We start from the raw sequence: 21,174 nt of genomic DNA, 5'->3' as shown, positions 1-21,174 counted from the left end.
TTATTGATCTTTTTTATTTAAAACTCCGTTATCGATCCACCACCAATACCATTTTCCACCGGTGGCTTCACTTGCCTTAAAGTTAGCAACATTAAAGCTTCCACCACCATTAACCGAGGCAGCAATTTCATAAACTGCCAACGCTTTTTCACCATTGCTCCAGATTGCCTTTTTAAACGCTTCCATTTGCTCGGGTTGTTTACCAGCATCAGAAGAAATGAAATAAGCATAACTGTAAGGTCTGGTTAACGAATAATCTCCAAAAACTTTAGCCATTCCATCCTTATCAATGCAAACAGCGGTACGCTCATCAGCAGCGATGCATTTGGCTGGCGTTTTCCAATCTTTATTTATCCTACCTAAAAACACGACAGATCTTCCTTCCCGATCGCGAGTTAAGTAATGTTGGTCGGTAATTACATTCTGCAAATACGGCGCTTTCAAAAAGTCATTGTTGTAGAGTGTAACATTAGCATCATAAGGGTTTGCCAAAGCTTGTGCAGAAGTAACGCCGCCCGTTTCGCCGCTGTAGTAAAAGCCACCCAAAATGGCACAACCAGCACTTGTTCCTCCAACTGGTGCCTTTTTGTCATTTAACAGATAATTTAATGCCTGCTCGGTTTTTGTTCCTTTCCAGTTTCTCATATAGTCAGATTGATCGCCACCGGCAATAAAAACCATTTCAGCATTGCGGATGATGTAAGCCACTGTATCATTATTCGCCAATTCTTTCGTGTTGATTAACAAAGTTTCAACGGAATTTACACTGCCCAAACTATTGATATACGGATTGTAAGCATCAGTTCCGGTAGCACGTAAAACTACTACATCTCCTCCACCACTTCTTTCAATCATCCATTTAAAAGCGGCATCAACGTCGGCTCCGCCACCCATTAAAACCATTCCACCATTTGTAGATTTTATCACGTTGGAACTATCGCCAACAATACCGATTGAGGCAGGTCGGCGTTTAGCCACCGGTATGGCTGTACCACCACCTGTCGGTTGAGGTTTTGGAGTTTCAGTTGTTTTACTGCAGCCCATTACAGAAAAACAGCAAGCCACTAAAATGATTAGAAAAGATTGTTTCATTTTAAAATTTACTAGGTTAAATGATGATCACGCAAGGCTTGTCGAAAGCTAACAGATATCTCTATTTGCGTTTCGACAAACTCAACGTGACAATAGTCATGCGATATTCACTTATGATTTACCTAATAATTAGGATTTTGAATCGTTTGCTTGTTGACTGAAATTTCTGCTGCCGGAATTGGAAACGAATATTGCGCCTGAGTAGTTGGCAAAGTAACTGCCCCTGAAGCATTTGCAGCATCAACGGCCAGTCTAACAACAGGCAAATTCCTTCTTTTTAAATCGAAAAAACGATGACCTTCGAACGCTAATTCCTTATAGCGCTCTTCCATAATGGCCGCTATTAGTGTTGGCTTATCAGCAAACGTAGCACTAACATAGCCGTTTATACGGGCATTACGTAAAGCATTTAAATCTCCAGCGGCGTCACCGGTAGATTCTGCTTCAGCTTCCGCTTTAATCAAATACATTTCACCTGTACGGAATAATTTAATATCTGTTAAACCAGGAGCTGTTGATGTTCCACCAATATATTTATTAACCAGGTACTGTGATCTCGTTCCGGTTCTGGTAGCATCAAATCTGATATAAGCTGAATAGCGTAAATCATTCACTTTATCAAAAGTATTAATCAATTTCTGAGCTGGTGCATACAAGACAATTCCTCCAGCCTGGCGGAAATAAAAATCGCCTAGTCTTGAATCGGTTGTTCCCACACGTTTTGCCTTCCAGATCACTTCACTATCATTGGCGTCAGTCCAAATACCTGGGAATTGCGCTTTAGTGGCCAGTGGAAAAGCAGCAATGGCTTCATTGGCATAGGCAATTGCTTCACTCCAATTTTTCTCATACAAAGCTAATCTTGCTTGAATAGCGGATACTGCTGCTTTTGTAATCCGTGTTTTATCCGTAAATGTTGTTGGAATTAGTGGCTTAGCTGCAATAAGATCTGCTTTTGCGTTAGCAATAACTACTTCAAAATTATCTCTCGCTGGATAACTAATGGTTGAGAACTGCATATAAGGAACACCTAACGCACCTGTTTGATATGCTGAAGCATAGTTACGAAGCAATTCGAAATGAAAATACGCCCGTAAGGCCAGCAACTCCCCACGATAACGAGCAGCAGTTGTTGCATCTACTCCTGTCAACGAGAGCGCATCAAGTCCTGCTAAAGTTCTGTTTACACGATCAATAGCGACGTAAAAAGTATAATATTGCGAAGTAACAGAACCGCTCCCAGCGTTGTATAACCACCTAAATGCATCACTATTACCAACTGTGTTTTCCGTTGGAAAAGTAGCCTCATCAGAAACGGTTGAGGTAACACCAATAGTACTTCCATCTAAAAGCGCATAGGCACCTAAAACACCTAAATTAATATCACTAATATTTCTGTATGCCTTGTCTGGAGAAATGGTATCTGTAGGAACCAAATCTAATTTCTTGCATGACGATGCCGTAAGAACCAACAAAGAAAATATAAGGATGTATTTTTGATATATTTTATTAATCATTGCTGTAAATTTTAAAAGTTAACATTTAAACCAGCCGTATAAGTTCTGGTATTTGGATATTGGAAACGACCATATACTGCATTATTTTCAGGATCTAAACCTCTCCATTTGGTCCAGGTGAATAAGTTCTGACCTTGAACAAAAATTTTAACTCCTTTGATAATTTTGGTTTTTTCCAATAAGCTTTTTGGCAGTGAGTAACCAATGTTCACGTTTCTTAGTCTTAAGAAAGATGCATCCTGAATATCTTTCGAAGTAAAGTTTCTTGGAAGATCGAACTTCTGCAAAATCGCATCATTACCGGTATCGCCAGGAACCTGCCATCTGTTTTCTAACATTCTTACCGTTTGGTTACTGGTTGCATAACGTTGATTCTCGTTGTAAAAATCTTCATTATTCCAACGCATTACGTTAGTTACGAAAGAAAATAAAGCCGATGCCGTAATGCCTTTGTAACTTAATGAAGTATTAAAACCACCAGTAAAGGTTGGATACAAACTGCCAGAATTGGTGGTACTTTGTGTATTAACGTTGTAAGCTGTGGTAATTGATCCATCTAAATTATAGTACTGGGGTTCTCCAGTTTGAGGATTTACGCCGGCCCAATCTGGAGCATAATACGTTCCATAAGGCAAACCTACTTTCAAAATTCTTGAGTCGCCATCAGGATAAGAATCTACTAAATCGGTAACATGAAGGATCTTATTTTTATTGTACCCGGCATTTACACCCACAGTCCAGATAAAATCCTGGTTCTTGATTACATCGCCGCTTACATCAAATTCCACCCCTCTATTTCTCATTACACCAGCACTTAAATTTAACTCGCTAAAACCAGATGTTGCAGAAAGCGGCTGATTGATAAACATGTTAGTTGTTTTACGATTATAGTAATCAACTGTAATACGCAACCTATTTTTAAACATAGCCAAATCAAAACCTGTGTTAAATTCTTTTACATACTCCCAATCGAAAGCATCGTTACCAGGAGTTGTGGCTCTAATTGCAGATGCGCCACCGTATGAAGTGTTAACTGCATAAGTTGGCAGATAAAGGAAATCGCCACCGAACGGACTTGCAGTAATACCGTAGCTTCCTCTAACTCTTAAATCATTGATGAGCTCGTTATTTTTTAAAAATTCCTCTCCTTTAACATTCCAATTTGCACCAAATGAATAGAAGCCATGCCATTTGTTTTGTGGAGCAACTCGTGTAGATCCATCGTAACGGTAACTTCCCGTTAAGGTATATTTATCATCATACGTATACCTGGCTACACCCATGATAGATGCCAATGCATTTTTAGTTTTTCCACCAGTGGTACTTGGTAAAAAAGTAGCACTACCATTTGTTGCACCTGCCGGCGTTTCTGGCAAACGGCCATCAATACCATAGGCACTGAAACCAAACGAATTGTAGTTGTTGTACACATATTCGTAGAATGCAGAAGCTTCAAAATCGTGTATTTCATTAAATTTCTTAGCGTAAGTTAAACCAGTAGTAGAAATGATATTAAAGTTTCTTCTGCTTGCATCTGTTAATCTTCCTCTTCCACCCAATGTATTGGCTACACTTCTCGATCCATAATATGAATCTGGGTTAACAAACTGTTGATCTGTCGACTGACGGTAATCAATACCTGCTCTTGTTGTTACTTTTAACTCTGGCAAAATCTGATAAGCAAAATTAGTGCTGATAATCGACTTAAATTGTTCTGTTTTATCTGAAGAATTCAATAAACGTTCTAAAGCCTGACTACCTTCGCGCTGATCTAAAATAAAATATTGAGATCTGTTTCCTGGATGTACCAAAGTACCATCAGATGCGTATGGATTTTCGTAAGGCAAGGCATAATAAACAGAGGCCATTGCGGTACCGGCACCTGTGCCACCCTCGCCTTCAGTAAAACTAGATTGAGAATAACCAATGGCAACATTTGTGCTTCCGCTGAATTTGCCATCATTAAAATCAAGGTTACTTCTTAACGAGTAACGGTCAAGACCTGTACGTTTAGCAACACCCTCTTGGCTATAATAATTTAATGAGTTGTAAAAACGAAGTTTGTCATTACCACCGCTTACACTTACCTGTTGTTCCTGGAATTTACCTCGTTGAAAGAAAATATCCCGCCAATCTGTATTGATTTGTCTTAAACTGTCGATAATATAATCAGCACGGGCACGAGTTGCAGGTGTGCCGGCAGCGTAAGTAGGATTTTTTGGTGAATATGTCCAACCCGGACCGATGTTACGGCCAAAACTTGCCCCAATTTCCTCTTCAAACTGCAAACGTTGTTGGGTGTTCATCATTTCGAAATTTGGTCTGCTCAAATTTGAAAAACCATACTGAGATGTATAATTCACCGATAATCTTCCTGCCTTACCTTTTTTCGTGGTCAAAACAATAACACCATTCGATCCTCTTGAACCATAAAGCGCTTTAGCAGAAGCATCTTTTAAAACGGTTGCAGATTCAATATCTTCTGGATTAATGGTTTGAAAATAACCTGCTTCAATTGGTACGCCATCTAAAACAAAAAGTGGCGTAGATGAACCATTTATACTTCCAATACCGCGAATTACAACTGATGCACTCTGACCTGGCTGTCCAGACGTAGAAATTACACTCATTCCCGGAACGCGGCCTTGTAAAATTTGATCGACAGTTAATCCTGGAACGGTATTAATTTTATCGGCCGATACCAACGAACTTGCCGCAGCAGATTGTGTTTTGGTATAATTGGTATAACCAGTTACCACTACATCGCTCAATGTTCCGGCAGATGGCGATAATTTAACAGCACCCATTTGCGATTTTGCCGCAATCTCTCTATCCGTATATCCTATATAAGAAATTACTAAAACTGCGTTTTCATCTACATTTCTGATCGTAAAGTTACCGTTGCTATCACTTACCGTACTAGCCGATTGTCCTTTAACCCGTACTGAAGCACCTGGCATTGGGTTTCCGTTTTCATCAACAATTTTTCCGGTTACATCTATAGCTTTTAAGTTTTCATTATTGGATGATTTAGGAAAAATCAGAATGGTATTGTCTTTAATTTCCCAACCAAATGGTTGTGATTTTAGCGTTTGCGTTAGTACTTCACTAAGCTCTGCATTTTTCAGATCGATTGTAACTGGTCTCGATTTTTGCTGAACTAAATCGGTATCATACAAAAAGAAATAACCAGTTTGGCGTTTAATTTCTTTTAAAACACGTACCAATGGAACATTCTTTTGGCTAATGTTAATGCGTTGAGAAAATGCATTCGCACTTACCTGAACACATAAAATAGTCATTAGAAAAACAAATATTTTCATAGTTCTAACAATTTTTTGGTTTAAATAATTTGTAGTAAAGCCTTTTGTTTTTTCTGACAAGAGATTACTACTTCGAGTGTAAAAGTTCATACATTCAGTTTGGTTTTAGGTTAAATTGATTAGTTATTGTTTGCTGGGCTTTATAGACCTTAGTTATTCTTAATTATATTTTTGAGATCACTTTTAATCGTTTCCCTTCGGTGAGTTGAAATTTGATGTTACCGGTTTTCTCCAACATGGCCAAAACTTGTGATAATTTCGATGTTCTGGGTACCATGCCATTGTATCGTTTATTAGGAAGCGATGAATAGTCGATTTTTACATCGTACCACCGCTCCAGTTGAATCAGAACATCCCGCAGTTCCAAATCGTTGAAACGGAATAATCCATTTTTCCAGGCCACTTCGTCATCAAGGTCTACATCATTTGATACGTGGATAAAAGCATTTTCTGCTATTCCCGTTACCGCCTGCTCGCCGGGTTTTAAAGTTTTGTTGGATTTTTGATTACTAATTTTGATACTACCCTCTAACAGTGTGGTTTTTATGGTTTTGTCATCCATGTAACTGTTGATGTTGAAATGCGTCCCCAATACTTCCACATCCTGGTTTTTGCTTCTTACGTGGAATGGTTTCGTTTTATTTTTAGCCACTTCAAAATAAGCTTCGCCCGTTAATTGAACCGAACGCTCATTACCAACAAACACTTCCGAATATTTTAAAGAGGATGCAGCGTTTAGCCAAACTTTCGTCCCGTCGGGTAAAACAATTTGGTACTGACCGCCATTAGGAGTTTCGATGGTATTGAAAGCGTTATTTTCTTTATCTACTAATTGGTGGTTAAGAACAGTATAAATCAATTTCCCGTCTTCAGTTTTGGAGATGCTAATTCCTTTTGTATCACTGATGTTTGCAGCTGTATTGGCATCAAGAACCACTTTTTTCCCATTCGCTAATGTTAAAATGGCCTTGTCTGAACCGGGAAGCACATCTAAATTTTCTATCTTGGCTTTCGTTGTGCTTGAACTGGATAATATTTTTTGATCTTTCAGGAAAAGTATACTTCCGCAAACCAGTACCAATGCAGCGGCGATCGAAATGTATTTATAAACTGTATTTAGATTATATTTTTTATCTGCAGTAATTTTATTTTGAATGGCCCTGAAGTTCTGATCTTCCAAGAATTGAAGTTCTTCGTTCGGCACCTGTCCTGAAACATCTCTTTTTCCAAGAAAATTATAATATTCATCAATAAAGGAAATCTCTTCAGCACTTGCCTTGCCAGATAGATAGCGTTTAATAATATCATTTAACTCATTCTTGGGTTTGAAGGCGCTCATTTTTCTGGCTTTTCTTATACTGTACCAGAAAATAAAAAATATCCCAAAAGAAATTTAAATATTTTCCAAAAAAAATTGGCAAAAGAATTCTTTTAACTGAAAAAGGCGAAATAAAACGAGACCAGAAACAAAAACAGGTGTGTTAATCGAAATTTTAGCGCATGGGTGGCAGTAGTTAATTGATTTTGCACCGTTTTTTGCGATATATTTAGCTGGACAGAAATTTTTGCAGTAGATAAACCTTCAAAATAGTGTAACAAAAAGATTTTTCTACGCTTTTCCGGAAGTGCTTTGATAAATAATTCCAGCAAACCTTTTACTTCCCGATCTAACAATTCCCCATCCGCTTGCATTGGAGATATCAATTGGTTTTCAAAAGATTCTGTAAAAAAGCTATCTTTTGGTTTTCTGGAAATATGTTTCAGCACCTGAAACTTTACCGCAGTATGCAGGTAAGCCAGTGGATTTTCCAATTCCAGTGTTTCTCTTCTGTTCCAAAGATCGGCGAAAACATTTTGAATTACATCCTGGCATTTTTCCTTTTCTGGCAAACGTTTGTAAGCGGCATTATAAAGCTCTACCCAATAAAATTTGTAAATTTTTCCAAATGCTGCCTCGTCTCCTTGCTTTAATAAGTCAAAAAGTACGTTATCGTGCTCACTATTTCTCGACGCGTTCAATAATTAGGTTTATAGGAAACCCAAACATAATCATTTTTAAGAACTTTTAGCGATCCCTCCGGATGAGAATTGCAAATCGTAAAGCTTTTTGTAATAACCGTTTAGCTTCAGCAGTTGTTGGTGAGTTCCCTTCTCTTTAATCTCGCCTTTATCAAGCACGATAATTTGATTGGCTTTCTGAATGGTTGATAAACGGTGTGCAATTACGATGGAAGTTCTTCCTTCCATCAGGTTATCAATCGCCTTTTGAATCAATAATTCGGTTTCGGTATCTACGGATGAGGTCGCCTCATCCAAAACCAAAATGGCTGGATTGTGAACTAAGGCCCTGATGAAGGAAATTAATTGCGCCTGACCTGCAGAAAGTGTTGCACCTCTCTCCATCACATTATATTGATAGCCGCCAGGCAAACGCTCGATAAATTCGTGAGCACCAACTTTTTTTGCCGCATTCACCACTTCCTCAATCGTGATTTCAGCATTATTTAAGGTGATGTTATTTAGGATTGTATCCGAAAACAAGAAAACATCCTGCAGAACTGTGGCAATATTGCTTCTCAGATAATCAAGCTCAAAATCTTCAATTTTTATTCCGTCAACTGTAATTTCGCCTTTTTTAACTTCGTAAAAGCGATTTAAGATGTTAATGGTAGATGATTTCCCTGCACCTGTCGCACCAACCAACGCAACCGTTTCTCCAGCTTTAACTTCAAAAGTTAAATCTTTCAATACGTACTGCTCGTCGTTATAAGCGAACCAAACGTTTTTAAACTCAATATTTCCATCCAGTTTCACTGGCTTTTCGGTTCCATCGTTAATGGTCACTTCGTCGGTATCCAAAACCTTAAAAACCCGCTCTGCTCCAACCATTCCCATCTGCAGGGTATTAAATTTATCGGCCAGCTGGCGAATCGGAGTAAAAACCATCCCCAGATACATGATAAATTGGGTGATGGTTCCTGGCGTAACGTCAATCGGTTTTGCTAAAATACTTTTAGCGCCGTACCAAACCAGCAAACCTAAAGACATTGCTGAAATCAGTTCTACAACTGGAAAAAAGATAGAATAATACCAGTTGGAACGGATATTGGCATCGCGATAGCGTTTATTTATCGCATAAAACTTTTTGTATTCCTGCCTTTCACGAGCAAAATATTGAACGATAGAAACCCCGGTAATATGTTCTTGCAAAAAGGTATTGAGGTTAGAAACCTCATTTCTAATTTCTTGGAACGCCACTTTAATGGCTTTCTGAAATTTTCTAGTGGCTACAATCAATAAAGGGATCGGTAATAGCACCACGAGACTTAATTCCCAGTCGGTATAAAGCATTACGCCCACAATTACCACTACCTGCAATGAATCGCCAATCATCGAGATCAACCCTTCTGAAAATATATCAGCGATGGTTTCCAAATCAGAAACTGTCCTGGTAATCAACTGTCCTATAGGCGTTTTGTCAAAATATTTCAACCGCAAACTGGTAATATGATTAAAAACTTTTATCCGCAAATCGCGGATAACCGATTGGCCCAAAGTATTAGTTAACAAGGTATGATTATATTGAATCAGCGTTTGCAAGATCAACATAAAAATCATCAGCATGGTCATTTGTACCAGGCCAGAATAGTTTCCCAAGAGGATATAATGATCGAGGGTATACTTGATTAAAAAAGGCCGAACTGGGGAAATGGCCGCCAGCAAAACCGTTAAAATAACCGACCAAACAAAAACAGCACGATAAGGCTTTACGTATTGAAAAATACGTTTAAGCAATCCTGTGTTATATACTTCGCCTGTTACTGCCATTGTCTGTTGTCTGTTAAGAAATTGTTCCGCCTAAAGGTTTAATTATCTAAAAATTTTTTTTTGCACCCGACTGGTAACCGGTAATTGTTAACTGAAAACCGGTAATCGCTAACTGATTTTTACTTTATATACGGATATTCAACTTTAACTAAATATAAACCGCATGCTGGAACTGACTGGCCAGCTTTGCTGCGATTTTTGCTTTCAATTATTCCTTTAAATTCATTGAGTGTTATTTCATGTTTCCCTACTCTAACCAAAGTGCCCATTATTGCCCTAACCATGTTTCTTAAAAAGCGATCGGCCTGAATGGTAAAAACCAAACCATCTTCTAGTGTATCGAAGCTAGCTCCTACAATTTTACAATTATTAGTGAAAGTTTGGGTATTTGACTTACTGAAACAAGAAAAATCGGTATACTCCAACAATATCGCAGCTGCCTGATTCATTAATGGTACATCAAGTCTATCTTTAACCAGCCATGATCGATTTAATTTAAAAGGATTTTTTTCGAAATGCAGATAATATTTATAGGCTCTCGCAGTGGCATCAAAACGAGCATGTGCCTCGTTATGGACAGGAATGATTATTTTTGCAGCAATTTGGTAAGGCAGCATGGCATTTATCCCTACTACCCCCTGTATCACTTTCGATTCTTCCATATCTTCCACATCGAAATGTGCAAAAAACTCGGTAGCATGAACCCCAGAATCCGTCCGGCCGCAGCCCAAAGTTTCTATTGGCTGCCTGTAAAAGGTAGACATCGCTTTATCCAAAAGCTCCTGCACAGTTATTGCATTGGGCTGAATTTGCCAACCGTGATATAAGCTGCCATCATAAGCAATTTGTATGAAATACCTTTTTTTACTCAAAGCGCTGCAAAAATACTTTTTTCCTTTTACTTCAAAGGACAAGCATTGCAAATTACATTCAAATGATTCTTATTCTGATTTAGCGACATTCTTTTCATCAAGTTGCCATTTGTTGTTGTAGAATCCGGTTAATTTTATACCCTTACTTCCTTGTTTGGGCAGATCGGATGAAAAAATCATAAAATCAGGAAACCCACTTCCGCCGGCAAAATATTGATTGGCATAAGCCACTTTTGTACCTACAGCACCTGTTCCAGCAACAACACCAATTAAAAGCTTGGGATCTTTTTGAGGCCAAATATAATATGCAGCTAAGTCAGCTCCCTTCCATTGATGTTTTCCAGCCGTTATTTGGGTATTGCTTACCTGAATCGGACAATCTTTCAAGAGTCCTTTCCATGCGCTGTTATTCTCCGAATTACCATACAAAATGATATTTCTCCCTGCATATTTCGAACCCAAAAATTCTTTGTCCGTAATGATATCCACCGCTCCGTTACCACGGTAATACCAGCTTTCCGCATCATATTTTGCTTTATTTAAGTTGGCTTGATTGGCCTCAGCATTGCCTTTGGTACCAACAACAAATATCATCTTGTAATTAAAGGCTTCTTTAAACGTACCAGATCTAAGCGGATTCTTATTTTGAACATTAACCCCTTTTACAATTTGCCACTGTTGATCAGATTTTTCCAGTGTTAACGTATCGTGATCGGTTTGCGTGATGTAATTGATATCAGCTAAACTATCTAAAGTAATTTTAACGCTAGTTTTAGCGGCAAATTCTGTCAAGGCTAAACGCAACATCTCAATGTTTTCTGTTTTACCGGTTATGGTTGAAGACTTCCTATCTCTGTTCAAAATTATCCGGCTGTATTGTGAAGGTTGAATTTGCTGATGAATTGTAGCCCATCGATATGTTGCAGAAATACCTGGACTGGAGGTAATGAAATCAATATGGTTGACAGCAGAATCAGCTTTGATGTTATGCCATTTAAAAAAATTAAATATTGGCGGCCAATCTACACTTTGATCACCAAACCAATGTTCGCCGCCGGGGTATTCGTAATAGCTAAAATCAGGATGAAAATCTGCCAGCACTTTTTTCATTTGCCTGGCGTAGCTAACAGGAACAACACGATCTGCATCACCATGTAAAATATATACTCCGAGCTGTTTGTAATTGTTGGCTAACTTTGGTACATCGCTTTGATTTCCGGCTCTCAGCAACATCTTTTCGATCATATTTTTGCTGCTGTCTGGAATTTTACCATCTGCAGAGCCATAGTCTTTTAGCGATGCATAACCGGCTGCGGGAGCAATTGCCGCCCATTTATCAGGATATGTGGCGCCTAAAAACCAGGTGCCGTGTCCGCCCATAGAGTGACCAGTAAGGTAAATCTGCTTTTCATTCGGCTTAAATTGTTTTTTCGCCAGCTCTAAAACCTCAAGCGCATCCTGACGGCCCCAATCTTCCCAATTAAAACCTCGTGGCCGGCGATTGGTAGCAGCTGCAACTGTACCCCAATCTTTTGACTTGTAAGCCCGTGCCTGTCCTATTGCTTCTACCCCCGCACCATGTACAGAAAGAAACAAGGCAGAATTAGGCTTCCAACCACCCAGCTGAGGAGTTACGGCAAAATACTGCAAACTGCCATCTATTTTACTGATAAAAGTTTGCTTATAACTTGATGAACCTTTTACGGCTTCAACTGACAAGTTTTGCAGATCAGCAATTTTTCCATTTTTTAGTAGCTGAATCTCCAGATTATAATTACCTTCCTCCCTGACTGCACTGGCGTCGAAGTCGAAAATCGACTTTCTCATACTTAATTTTAAGATTTTCGCGATCTTAGTTTGTTTCTGCCTGCCATTCAAAATTGTTTTTATCTGTAAAGCATCTTCATCATTTAAAGAAGAATTGCTAATGGTTATGGCACCTTTCAATATTCCGTTTATTTCACTGATTACAATATGAGGTAGCGTGAGGTCATCTGTATGGATGATTAAGGGTTTAACATTTAAAATGATTCTTGGCAGAATACTGGCACCTCGAACAAAAAGTTCGTTAACTCCTTTTTTCAATTGCACAGGGATGTGCATATAACCAGAACCGTAAGGATCGCCCATATGTGGAATACCATTAAAAAACAGTGTATTACCGCCAATTACGTTCAAAATGGCCGTTTGTTCTTTTAGAGAAGTATAACTTAGATAGATGTAATCGGAACCTCTGTCTATACCCCCAGGATTTAAAAAAGGATTATTGGTGGTTTGCGTCGACCTTCTGGTAAATACACTGAAACGACCGTTCGCATCTGCTTTAATTGCTTTCCAAAAAATTTTTTCACCGTTCGCACCGCTAGTAAATTCGCCGCTTTCATTTGGCGTTTGTAAGGTGCCGTTCGCCATTTTATACGCTAGCTGATCAGTGTATATTGCCTCACGGCCATAGCGACTTCCGCTGGCCACCGTAAGAGCATTTTCAAATTTAAGGGTATCTTGAGCAAAAGCTTTTGATGCCGCAATTAAAATAATTATTGTAAATAAGTGTTTTAACATAAATCGTTTTATTGAGTGACGTGAGTTTGAATCAAATTAGTTTTTATAATTGAAAAAGTGTCGTAACTTATCTGAAGAATTGGTTTTGACTAATATCAGCTATAATTTTCAGATCACCATTAAAAAAAGGGTTCACCTCACATTTTCACCTATTTGTTACATTAATGAAATAAGCTTACGGTGATAAATTTAAAAATTTGACAGTAGTTGATTAGCAGAGCAGGAAAATATTTTTTAAGGATGAAATAGAATTCCTATAATTGCCTATTATTTTAAATTAACATGATACAAAGAATACAAACCATTTGGTTATTACTAGCGGCGCTAACATTGGCTTTAATGATTTTCTTTCCAATTGCATTCAAAGAAACAGGGCCAACTGTAGCTGAGATTTATACGAATGGCTTACATAAAGCGGTTATAGGAAGGTCAGGTTCAGGAGTAACTGTTAGTGATTTCCTTCCGTTGTTTATCACCAATATCGCGGTAGCTTTGATGAGTTTTGCCAACATCTTCAATTTCAAACGAAGAAGCGTTCAAAAAAAAGTAGCGATTTTAAACATCGTGTTGATTATTGGTTTTGCTTTTTGGTGCAGTATTTACGCCAAACAACTTCCTGGAGGAATTGACAGCGCAAAGTTTGGAGTCGGTGCTTACCTACCCGCTATTGCAATCTTATTTATTATTTTAGCCATTTTCGGCATTAATAAAGACGAGAGGTTAATCCGCTCTGCTGAAAGGTTGCGATAATATTGTTGATGCTTTTGCCTTTTAAACCCGATTGAAACGAAAATACTTTTTGCAAACCTCGTAGGTTTTTAAACGGCGAAGTCCTCAATGAGGCAATTACAATAATAGACTACTTGAATTAAACCGACGAGGTTTAAAACAAAAAGATTGCAGTGTAAAGCGGGAGTGATTTAGCCCACAGAAAGCAGGTTTTGATTTTCAAATTCTAAAGATATTAACAAACGTTTCGCTGCTAATTTACCTTCGTCTATTTTCTATTTCCAATACCCTCTTCCCCTTAATTTCTTTCTTGCTTATTTTCAATTATTTAGCTATAAAAACTATTTAACTAACTATCAGTAAAATACGAAATATTAACCGTACCTTTGCGGCTCAATTAAAAATAAAAGACGAATGACAAACCCATTTCAATTATTGGGGATAAGTGATGACGTCGTTAATGCCGTAAAGGACCTTGGATTTGAAACTCCAACGCCTATTCAGGAGCAAAGTATTCCTGTACTGTTAGAAGGCACTAATGATTTTGTTGGTTTGGCCCAAACAGGAACAGGAAAAACAGCCGCATTTGGTTTGCCGCTGTTAGAACTAATCGATTTTAAAGTTAATAAACCACAGGCATTGATTTTATGCCCTACCCGTGAGTTATGCTTACAGATCGCTAACGACCTTAAAAACTTTTCTAAAAACGTTGCTAATGCCCACGTTGTTGCCGTTTACGGTGGCGCGAACATTATGCAACAACTACGCGAAATACGCCAAGGCGTTCAAATCGTAGTGGCCACGCCCGGCCGTATGTTGGATATCATTGGCCGTAAGGCAATTGATTTTTCAAACGTTAAATATGTTGTGCTTGATGAAGCTGACGAGATGTTAAACATGGGTTTCCAGGATGACATCAACGACATTTTATCAACTACTCCTGATGACAAAAAAACCTGGTTATTCTCGGCTACAATGCCAGCAGAAGTTCGCCGTATTGCTAAAAAATACATGAACGAGCCTGTTGAATTAACCATGGGCACAAAAAACACGGGTAACGTTAACATCGAACACGAATATTATATTGTTCGTGCCCGTGATAAATACGCTGCCTTAAAACGTATTGTAGATTTCAACCCTGAAATTTTTGCCGTAGTATTTTGTAAAACCAAATTGGATACACAAGATGTTGCTGAGCATTTAATTAAAGATGGTTACAATGCTGATGCTTTACATGGCGATTTATCGCAACAACAACGTGATAAAGTAATGCAACGTTTCCGTGAGCGTAACATGCAATTGTTAATTGCTACTGATGTTGCTGCCCGTGGTATCGATGTAAACAATGTAACCCACGTAATTAACTATTCTTTACCTGATGAAATTGAGAGTTATACCCACCGTTCTGGCCGTACTGGCCGTGCTGGTAAAACTGGTATTTCAATCTGTATCATCAACTCAAAAGAGCTGGGAAAAATCCGTCAATTGGAGCGCATTATTGGTAAACAATTTACTAAAGCTGAGCTTCCTACCGGATTTGATGTTTGTGAAAAACAATTATTCTCATTGGTACATAAAGTGCATAATGTAGAAGTTAATGTGGAGCAAATTGATCAATACATTCCGCGTATTATGGATGAATTTAAAGATTTATCTAAAGAGGATGTAATCAAACGTTTTGCTTCATTAGAATTTAACCGTTTCTTAGACTACTATTCTAAAGCACCTGATTTAAATGCAGCTGTTGGCGATGATCGTGGCGAAAGAGGTGAACGTGGTGAAAGACGCGGACGTGGTAGCGAAGGTTACACCCGTTTGTTTATCAACTTAGGTTCTGTAGATGAATTTACCCGTGGCGATATGTTATCATTTATCTGTAACAACGGAAAAATTGCTGGCAAAAGCGTTGGTAAAATCGACTTAAAAGGTGTTTTCTCTTTCTTTGAGGTTGAAGATGATGTAGCTGATAAAGTTTTCGAAGGCTTTAAATCTGTTGAATTTAACGGTCGTGCAGTACGTATCGAGAAAAGCGGAGATGGTGGTCGTGGCGAAGGTGCTGGCGAAAGACGCGGTGGCGGTGAAAGACGTAGCGGTGGTTTCGGTGGCGAACGCAGAAGCGGCGGTGGCGGTGGTTACCGTGGTGGCAGCGGCGGTGGCGACAGAAGAAGTTCTGGCGGTAGCGGTCGTAGAGAAGGCGGAAGCAGAGAAGGTGGAAACGCTGGTGGTGGTTTTAGAGATTTCTCAGGACGTAGCCGTGATGAAAAAGGTGGAAGTAGAGAAGGTGGAAGCGGACGCAGAGAAGGTGGAAGTCGTGAAGGTGGAAGTGGGGAACGCAGAAAAAAATGGTAAATCACTAAAAACATATATTTTAAAAGCCGTCCTGTTCATTCAGGACGGCTTTTTTTGTGCTTAAAATTTGCAAAAACTGTATCAATATGGGTGGCTATTTCAATATAAATGATTTAGCTACCGCAGTGAGTTTAGATAATAGGAGTATATCTGCTATATTTAAATCAACAAAAATATTATGCAGTTTTTAAAATTTGTTTTCTCGTTTTTATTTCTACTACAAACCAGCAAAGTTTCAGCTCAACATGTGAGTAAGTCCAATGAAAAAATGCAGTGGTTTGCCGATGCAAAGCTCGGTATTTTTATCCATTGGGGAATTTATTCTGTGAATGGAATTTCAGAATCGTGGTCATTTTTCAACAATTACATTAACCACGATGCTTACATGAAACAACTGGAAGGGTTTGGTGCTGATCAATACAATTCGCAGGAATGGGTAAATCTGATTAAAGAAAGTGGAGCCAAATACGCGGTAATCACCACAAAACATCATGATGGCATTGCACTTTGGAATAGCAAAGCAGCTAATGCAACAACAACCATAAAAAATAGTGCAGCAAAAAAAGATTTGATTACGCCTTTTGTAAATGACTTAAAGAAAGCGGGATTAAAAACCGGTCTGTATTTTTCGCTGCCCGATTGGAGTTACCCTGATTACGATATCTTCACCCGAGAAAGGAAACGTTATGATTTAAAAAAAAATCCAAAACGCTGGAGCATTTTTTTAAACTATTACCATACACAGCTAAAAGAACTTTCAAATCAGTATAATCCTGATTTATTTTGGTTTGATGGAGATTGGGAACATACTTCTGCCGAATGGCAAACAGATAGAGTTCGAAGTTTATTGCAAAATAAAAATCCTGAGATTATCATCAACTCACGCCTTGATGAGCAGGGCGACTATGAAACGCCAGAACAAGGTGTACCAATTGTTAAACCCACAGGTAGCTACTGGGAGCTTTGTTATACTATGAATGATTCATGGGGCTACCAGCCTTATGATAGTCGTTATAAATCGTCTAATATGATCATTAGAACTTTGATAGACTGTATCAGTATGGGCGGAAATTTGTTGCTTGACATTGGCCCGAAGCCGGATGGAACAATCGCCTCTGAGCAAGTTAAAATTTTGAAAGATTTAGGCCGTTGGACTAACAAACATGCAGATGCAATTTATGGCACTACAGCAGGCATACCAAAAAAGCATGTGAATGCTAAAACTGCTTTATCAAAAGATAAAAAGCAGCTCTACATTTATTTAGATTTCAAAACCACACATGGTATTGTTTTATCAGGCATTAAATCAAAAATAAAAAAGGTAGATGTGCTTGGCAATGATGCGCCCGTTGAAACAACAAAACTTAATGATACAGATTATATTTTTGATATTAAAGAAGAACAGTTCGATAAAGATGCTACCGTATTACGGGTTACTTTTAGCGGAGAAATACAGCTATCAGAAGAAAAGGATGAGCCAATTTCGTTTCAAACGTTATTCGAAGTTACTCCTGCAACGGATTTTACAAATTTAAATCTGAGCACCCTTTCAAGTAATTTAAATGATGGGATCAATATTTTCGATAATACTAATCTTGCTGCAGATGGAAAGGACTTTAAATCGGGTATTAAAAATTCAAAGAAAAGCATAAACGAATGGGTTATAAAAAATGCAGAAGCTTTATATAAAACCAAAGCTGGCATTCCTACAGGGCACTATCAAGGTAATACTGTACTTTCTGCAGATAAACAAACACTGTATTTATTTTTAGAAGGTGAGCCTACAGGCCCAATTTCGATAAAGGGATTAGAAAATAGAATAAGTAGAATTCGGGTGGTTGGACAAGGCACGATGCTAAACCATGAAATTTACAACAAGCTTTATTGGAGCAAAATACCAGGTATTGTATACATCGATATTCCAAAAGAAATATTAGATACACACTTAACTGTAATTGCGGTACTTTTAGATGGACCTCTAAAATTGTACCGAGAAAACGTGGGCGCAATTGAAAGCAATCTCTAATTATTTAACTATTGTAAAATAGTAGTTCTGCTTTACAAATATTCTTAAATTGCATTACTTTCGCTAATTATGCAGGCAAAATATATTTCCTATCAGGAAACTGGCTCTTTTTCGAAACTGGTTTTAGATTATATCAATGATGAAGCGCAGTTAAGGCCTTTTTACAGTTATCGTCCTGATAGGGATGGTTTAGCCCAGGCAATAGAAAACAGGAATTTTTTAGGAGACCGAAACATTCTGGTTGATGTTCTGAAAAATCAATATCGGCATATCCAAACCAATAAATCGGTAACAAAAAACATCGAACTGCTGGCTTCTGAAAATACTTTTACAGTAACCACAGGCCATCAACTTAATCTTTTTACGGGTCCTTTATATTTCATTTACAAGATCGTTACCGCGATAAATCTTGCTATCGAGTTAAAGATGGCCCATCCTGATAAAAATTTTGTCCCTGTTTATTGGATGGCCACAGAAGATCATGATTTTGAAGAAATTAATCACGTAAGTGTTGATGAAAAAAATATCAGCTGGATACAAACCACCAATGGTGCTACTGGCAGGTTAAGTACCAAAACTGTCGCTGCTGCTGTAACCGCTTACAAAGGCTATTTGGGTATTTCGAAAAATGGAAAGCACATTGCTAAACTGGTAGAAAAAGCTTACCTAGAACATGATAATTTAGCAGATGCTACACGTTATCTGGTAAATAATTTATTTGAAAAATACGGTTTGGTAATCGTTAATGCAGATGAACCGGCACTAAAAAAGATTTTCGCGAGTATAATAGCGGATGATGTGAGGCAGCATAACAGTTCTAAAAATATCGACTCTACCTCTAACCAGCTCGAGGAAAAAGGCTACAAAACCCAGGTTAACGGCAGGGATATTAATTTCTTTTATCTCAAAGATGATTTGCGGGAACGTTTAATATTTGAAGATGGAAAATACGTGGTCAATCATACTGACATCAGTCTTACCGAAGATGAATTGTTAGCAGAAATCGCATCGAATCCCGAACGGTTCAGTCCAAATGTGGTGATGCGACCAATGTACCAGGAATTAATTTTGCCCAACATTGCTTACATCGGTGGGGGCGCCGAAATAGCTTACTGGATGCAGCTGAAAGCCAATTTTGATTTTTATAAAGTAGACTTTCCGGTGTTATTGCTCCGTAATTCGGCTTTGTTGATTGATAAACGTAGTGCCGAAAATTTATACAGTCTAGGGTTCTCTTTGGAGGATATCTTTTTACCGGTTGAAGAGTTGAAAAATCTGTGGGTAAAGAAAAACTCAACTGCCCAGCTTAGCCTTGCCGATGAAACCCGTGCCATCAATAGTATTTTTGACCAGATTAAGTTAAATGCTTACAAGATTGATAAAACCTTATCGGTTTCTACCGATACCGCAAAGCAAAAGACGAATCGCTTGCTAGCCAACCTGGAAAAGAAACTTTTTAGGGCTGAAAAACGGAAGCATGAAATGGCATTGGTACAAATTGAAAATGTTAAAAAGCGCCTTTTTCCTAATGGTACTATGCAAGAAAGAACTTTGAATATCGCACCGATGTATGTCAACTACGGGGAAGATTTTCTTTCATCCTGCATAGAAAACTTTGAGCCACTTGGCGGCGATTTCACGCTACTTTTACCCTAAACAAAGTCATTGTAACGACAAATTAATGCAAAAATGAACTTTATAAACTTCACCGAAACCAAGCTTCGAACTTTTACTTACAACGTTTTTAAAAAAATGGGCTGTTCTGATGAACATGCCGAGCTTGCTACAGATGTATTAATTCGTTCTGATTTACGTGGAATTGATTCACATGGTGTAGCTCGTTTAAGTGGCTATGTTCGTTTATGGGAGAAAAATAGAATTAATGCCACACCTGATGTCAAAATTGTGCATGAAACGCCAACCACTGCAACAGTTGACGGAGATGCGGGTTTGGGTTTGGTTGTGGCACCTTTCGCAATGAAAGTAGCCATCGAAAAAGCAGAGAAGTACGGAAGCGGATGGGTTTCAGTAAAAAATTCCAACCATTTCGGCATTGCAGGTTACCATGCTTTAATGGCGGTAGAAAAAGATATGATCGGCATCAGCATGACCAACGCAAGTCCACTGGTTGCGCCAACTTACGCCAATGAAAGGCTACTTGGAACTAACCCAATGTGTTACGCATTCCCGGCAGGGAAATATCCACCGGTAATTGTAGATATGGCTACATCAGCAGCTGCAAATGGAAAATTAGAAATCGCTCAAAGAGCTAACAAACCTATACCTGAAGGCTGGGTACAAGATAAAAACGGAAAAAATTCCATCGACCCTAATGAATTGAAAGGTGGGGGTTCGCTTTTGCCTTTGGGTAGCGATAAAGATCACGGAAGCCATAAAGGTTACGGATTGAGTGCTACAGTGGATATTTTATCGGCTGTGCTTTCAGGTGCAAACTATGGCCCATGGGTGCCACCTTTTGTTGCTTTTTTAGAACCCTCGGCAAACCCTGTTGGTGAAGGTTTAGGCCATTTCTTAGGCGCAATGCGTGTAGATGGTTTCCGCCCTGCCGAAGAATTTAAAAACCACCTGGACAATTGGGTGGAACGTTTTAAAAATGCAGAAACAATTGATCCTGATAAGAAAGTAATTATACCTGGCGAACCGGAACATGAGTATGAACAAGAGAGAAAAGTTAGCGGAATACCTTTGATCGACGTTGTAGTAAAAGATTTGAATGAGTTAGCCGAAAAATTAGGAATTGAAGGTTTAAATTAAAGAAAAAGCCGCGAGTGTAACCAGCACTCACGGCGATAACTAACTAAGTACATATGGTTAACCTACCATAAAAAGGCAAAATCTTTCTGCTTAAACGAAGT

13 protein-coding genes are annotated in these 21,174 nt (G+C 38.5%); 5 read left to right on the top strand and 8 right to left on the bottom strand.

Annotation, left to right across the window (positions count from 1 at the left end):
* The 8 genes from ASE92_RS03645 to ASE92_RS03610 all read right to left on the bottom strand — a co-directional run bounded on the left by ASE92_RS03645 (position 1) and on the right by ASE92_RS03610 (position 13,194).
* The gene (locus ASE92_RS03645) at positions 1 to 1,092 is read right to left on the bottom strand and encodes a cyanophycinase (protein ID WP_056848710.1); all 1,092 of its coding nucleotides are present in this window, start codon (positions 1,090 to 1,092) and stop codon (positions 1 to 3) included.
* Between the two features lie 122 nt (positions 1,093 to 1,214).
* A complete protein-coding gene (locus tag ASE92_RS03640; RefSeq protein WP_056848709.1) occupies positions 1,215 to 2,609 on the bottom strand; it encodes a RagB/SusD family nutrient uptake outer membrane protein in 1,395 nt (464 codons plus the stop codon).
* A gap of 11 nt (positions 2,610 to 2,620) precedes the next feature.
* Positions 2,621 to 5,932, bottom strand: a complete 3,312-nt coding sequence (locus tag ASE92_RS03635; RefSeq protein WP_235527274.1) for a TonB-dependent receptor — start codon at positions 5,930 to 5,932, stop codon at positions 2,621 to 2,623.
* Between the two features lie 163 nt (positions 5,933 to 6,095).
* Entirely contained in the window at positions 6,096 to 7,271 is a 1,176-nt protein-coding gene (locus ASE92_RS03630; protein WP_056848707.1) for a FecR family protein, read from the bottom strand.
* A 92-nt stretch (positions 7,272 to 7,363) separates the two neighbouring features.
* Positions 7,364 to 7,951, bottom strand: coding sequence for an RNA polymerase sigma factor (locus ASE92_RS03625; RefSeq protein ID WP_056848706.1), 588 nt, complete (start codon positions 7,949 to 7,951; stop codon positions 7,364 to 7,366).
* Positions 7,952 to 7,987: 36 nt separating this feature from the next.
* Entirely contained in the window at positions 7,988 to 9,760 is a 1,773-nt protein-coding gene (locus ASE92_RS03620) for an ABC transporter ATP-binding protein (RefSeq protein ID WP_056848705.1), read from the bottom strand.
* Positions 9,761 to 9,879: 119 nt separating this feature from the next.
* Positions 9,880 to 10,674 carry a tRNA pseudouridine(38-40) synthase TruA gene (gene truA / locus ASE92_RS03615; RefSeq protein WP_255352328.1) on the bottom strand — a complete coding sequence of 265 codons (795 nt, stop codon included), beginning with the start codon at positions 10,672 to 10,674 and terminating at the stop codon, positions 9,880 to 9,882.
* 27 nt (positions 10,675 to 10,701) lie between these two features.
* A complete protein-coding gene (locus tag ASE92_RS03610) occupies positions 10,702 to 13,194 on the bottom strand; it encodes a prolyl oligopeptidase family serine peptidase (RefSeq protein ID WP_056848704.1) in 2,493 nt (830 codons plus the stop codon).
* A 282-nt stretch (positions 13,195 to 13,476) separates the two neighbouring features.
* Here ASE92_RS03610 and ASE92_RS03605 point away from each other — a divergent pair, with 282 nt between their 5' ends.
* The 5 genes from ASE92_RS03605 (at position 13,477) to ASE92_RS03585 (ending at position 21,073) form a co-directional block, all read left to right on the top strand.
* Positions 13,477 to 13,944, top strand: a complete 468-nt coding sequence (locus tag ASE92_RS03605) for a DUF4293 domain-containing protein (protein ID WP_056848703.1) — start codon at positions 13,477 to 13,479, stop codon at positions 13,942 to 13,944.
* A gap of 393 nt (positions 13,945 to 14,337) precedes the next feature.
* Entirely contained in the window at positions 14,338 to 16,272 is a 1,935-nt protein-coding gene (locus tag ASE92_RS03600) for a DEAD/DEAH box helicase (protein WP_056848702.1), read from the top strand.
* A 178-nt stretch (positions 16,273 to 16,450) separates the two neighbouring features.
* The gene (locus tag ASE92_RS03595; protein WP_056848701.1) at positions 16,451 to 18,298 is read left to right on the top strand and encodes an alpha-L-fucosidase; all 1,848 of its coding nucleotides are present in this window, start codon (positions 16,451 to 16,453) and stop codon (positions 18,296 to 18,298) included.
* Positions 18,299 to 18,367: 69 nt separating this feature from the next.
* Complete coding sequence (bshC, locus tag ASE92_RS03590) at positions 18,368 to 19,954, top strand: bacillithiol biosynthesis cysteine-adding enzyme BshC (RefSeq protein WP_056848700.1); 1,587 nt, start codon at positions 18,368 to 18,370, stop codon at positions 19,952 to 19,954.
* Positions 19,955 to 19,987: 33 nt separating this feature from the next.
* Positions 19,988 to 21,073 carry an Ldh family oxidoreductase gene (locus ASE92_RS03585; RefSeq protein ID WP_056848699.1) on the top strand — a complete coding sequence of 362 codons (1,086 nt, stop codon included), beginning with the start codon at positions 19,988 to 19,990 and terminating at the stop codon, positions 21,071 to 21,073.
* Positions 21,074 to 21,174 lie beyond the last annotated feature (101 nt).

Source organism: Pedobacter sp. Leaf41 (genome assembly GCF_001422545.1).
GTDB lineage: Bacteria > Bacteroidota > Bacteroidia > Sphingobacteriales > Sphingobacteriaceae > Pedobacter.
This window is presented reverse-complemented; position numbering and strand designations above follow the sequence as displayed.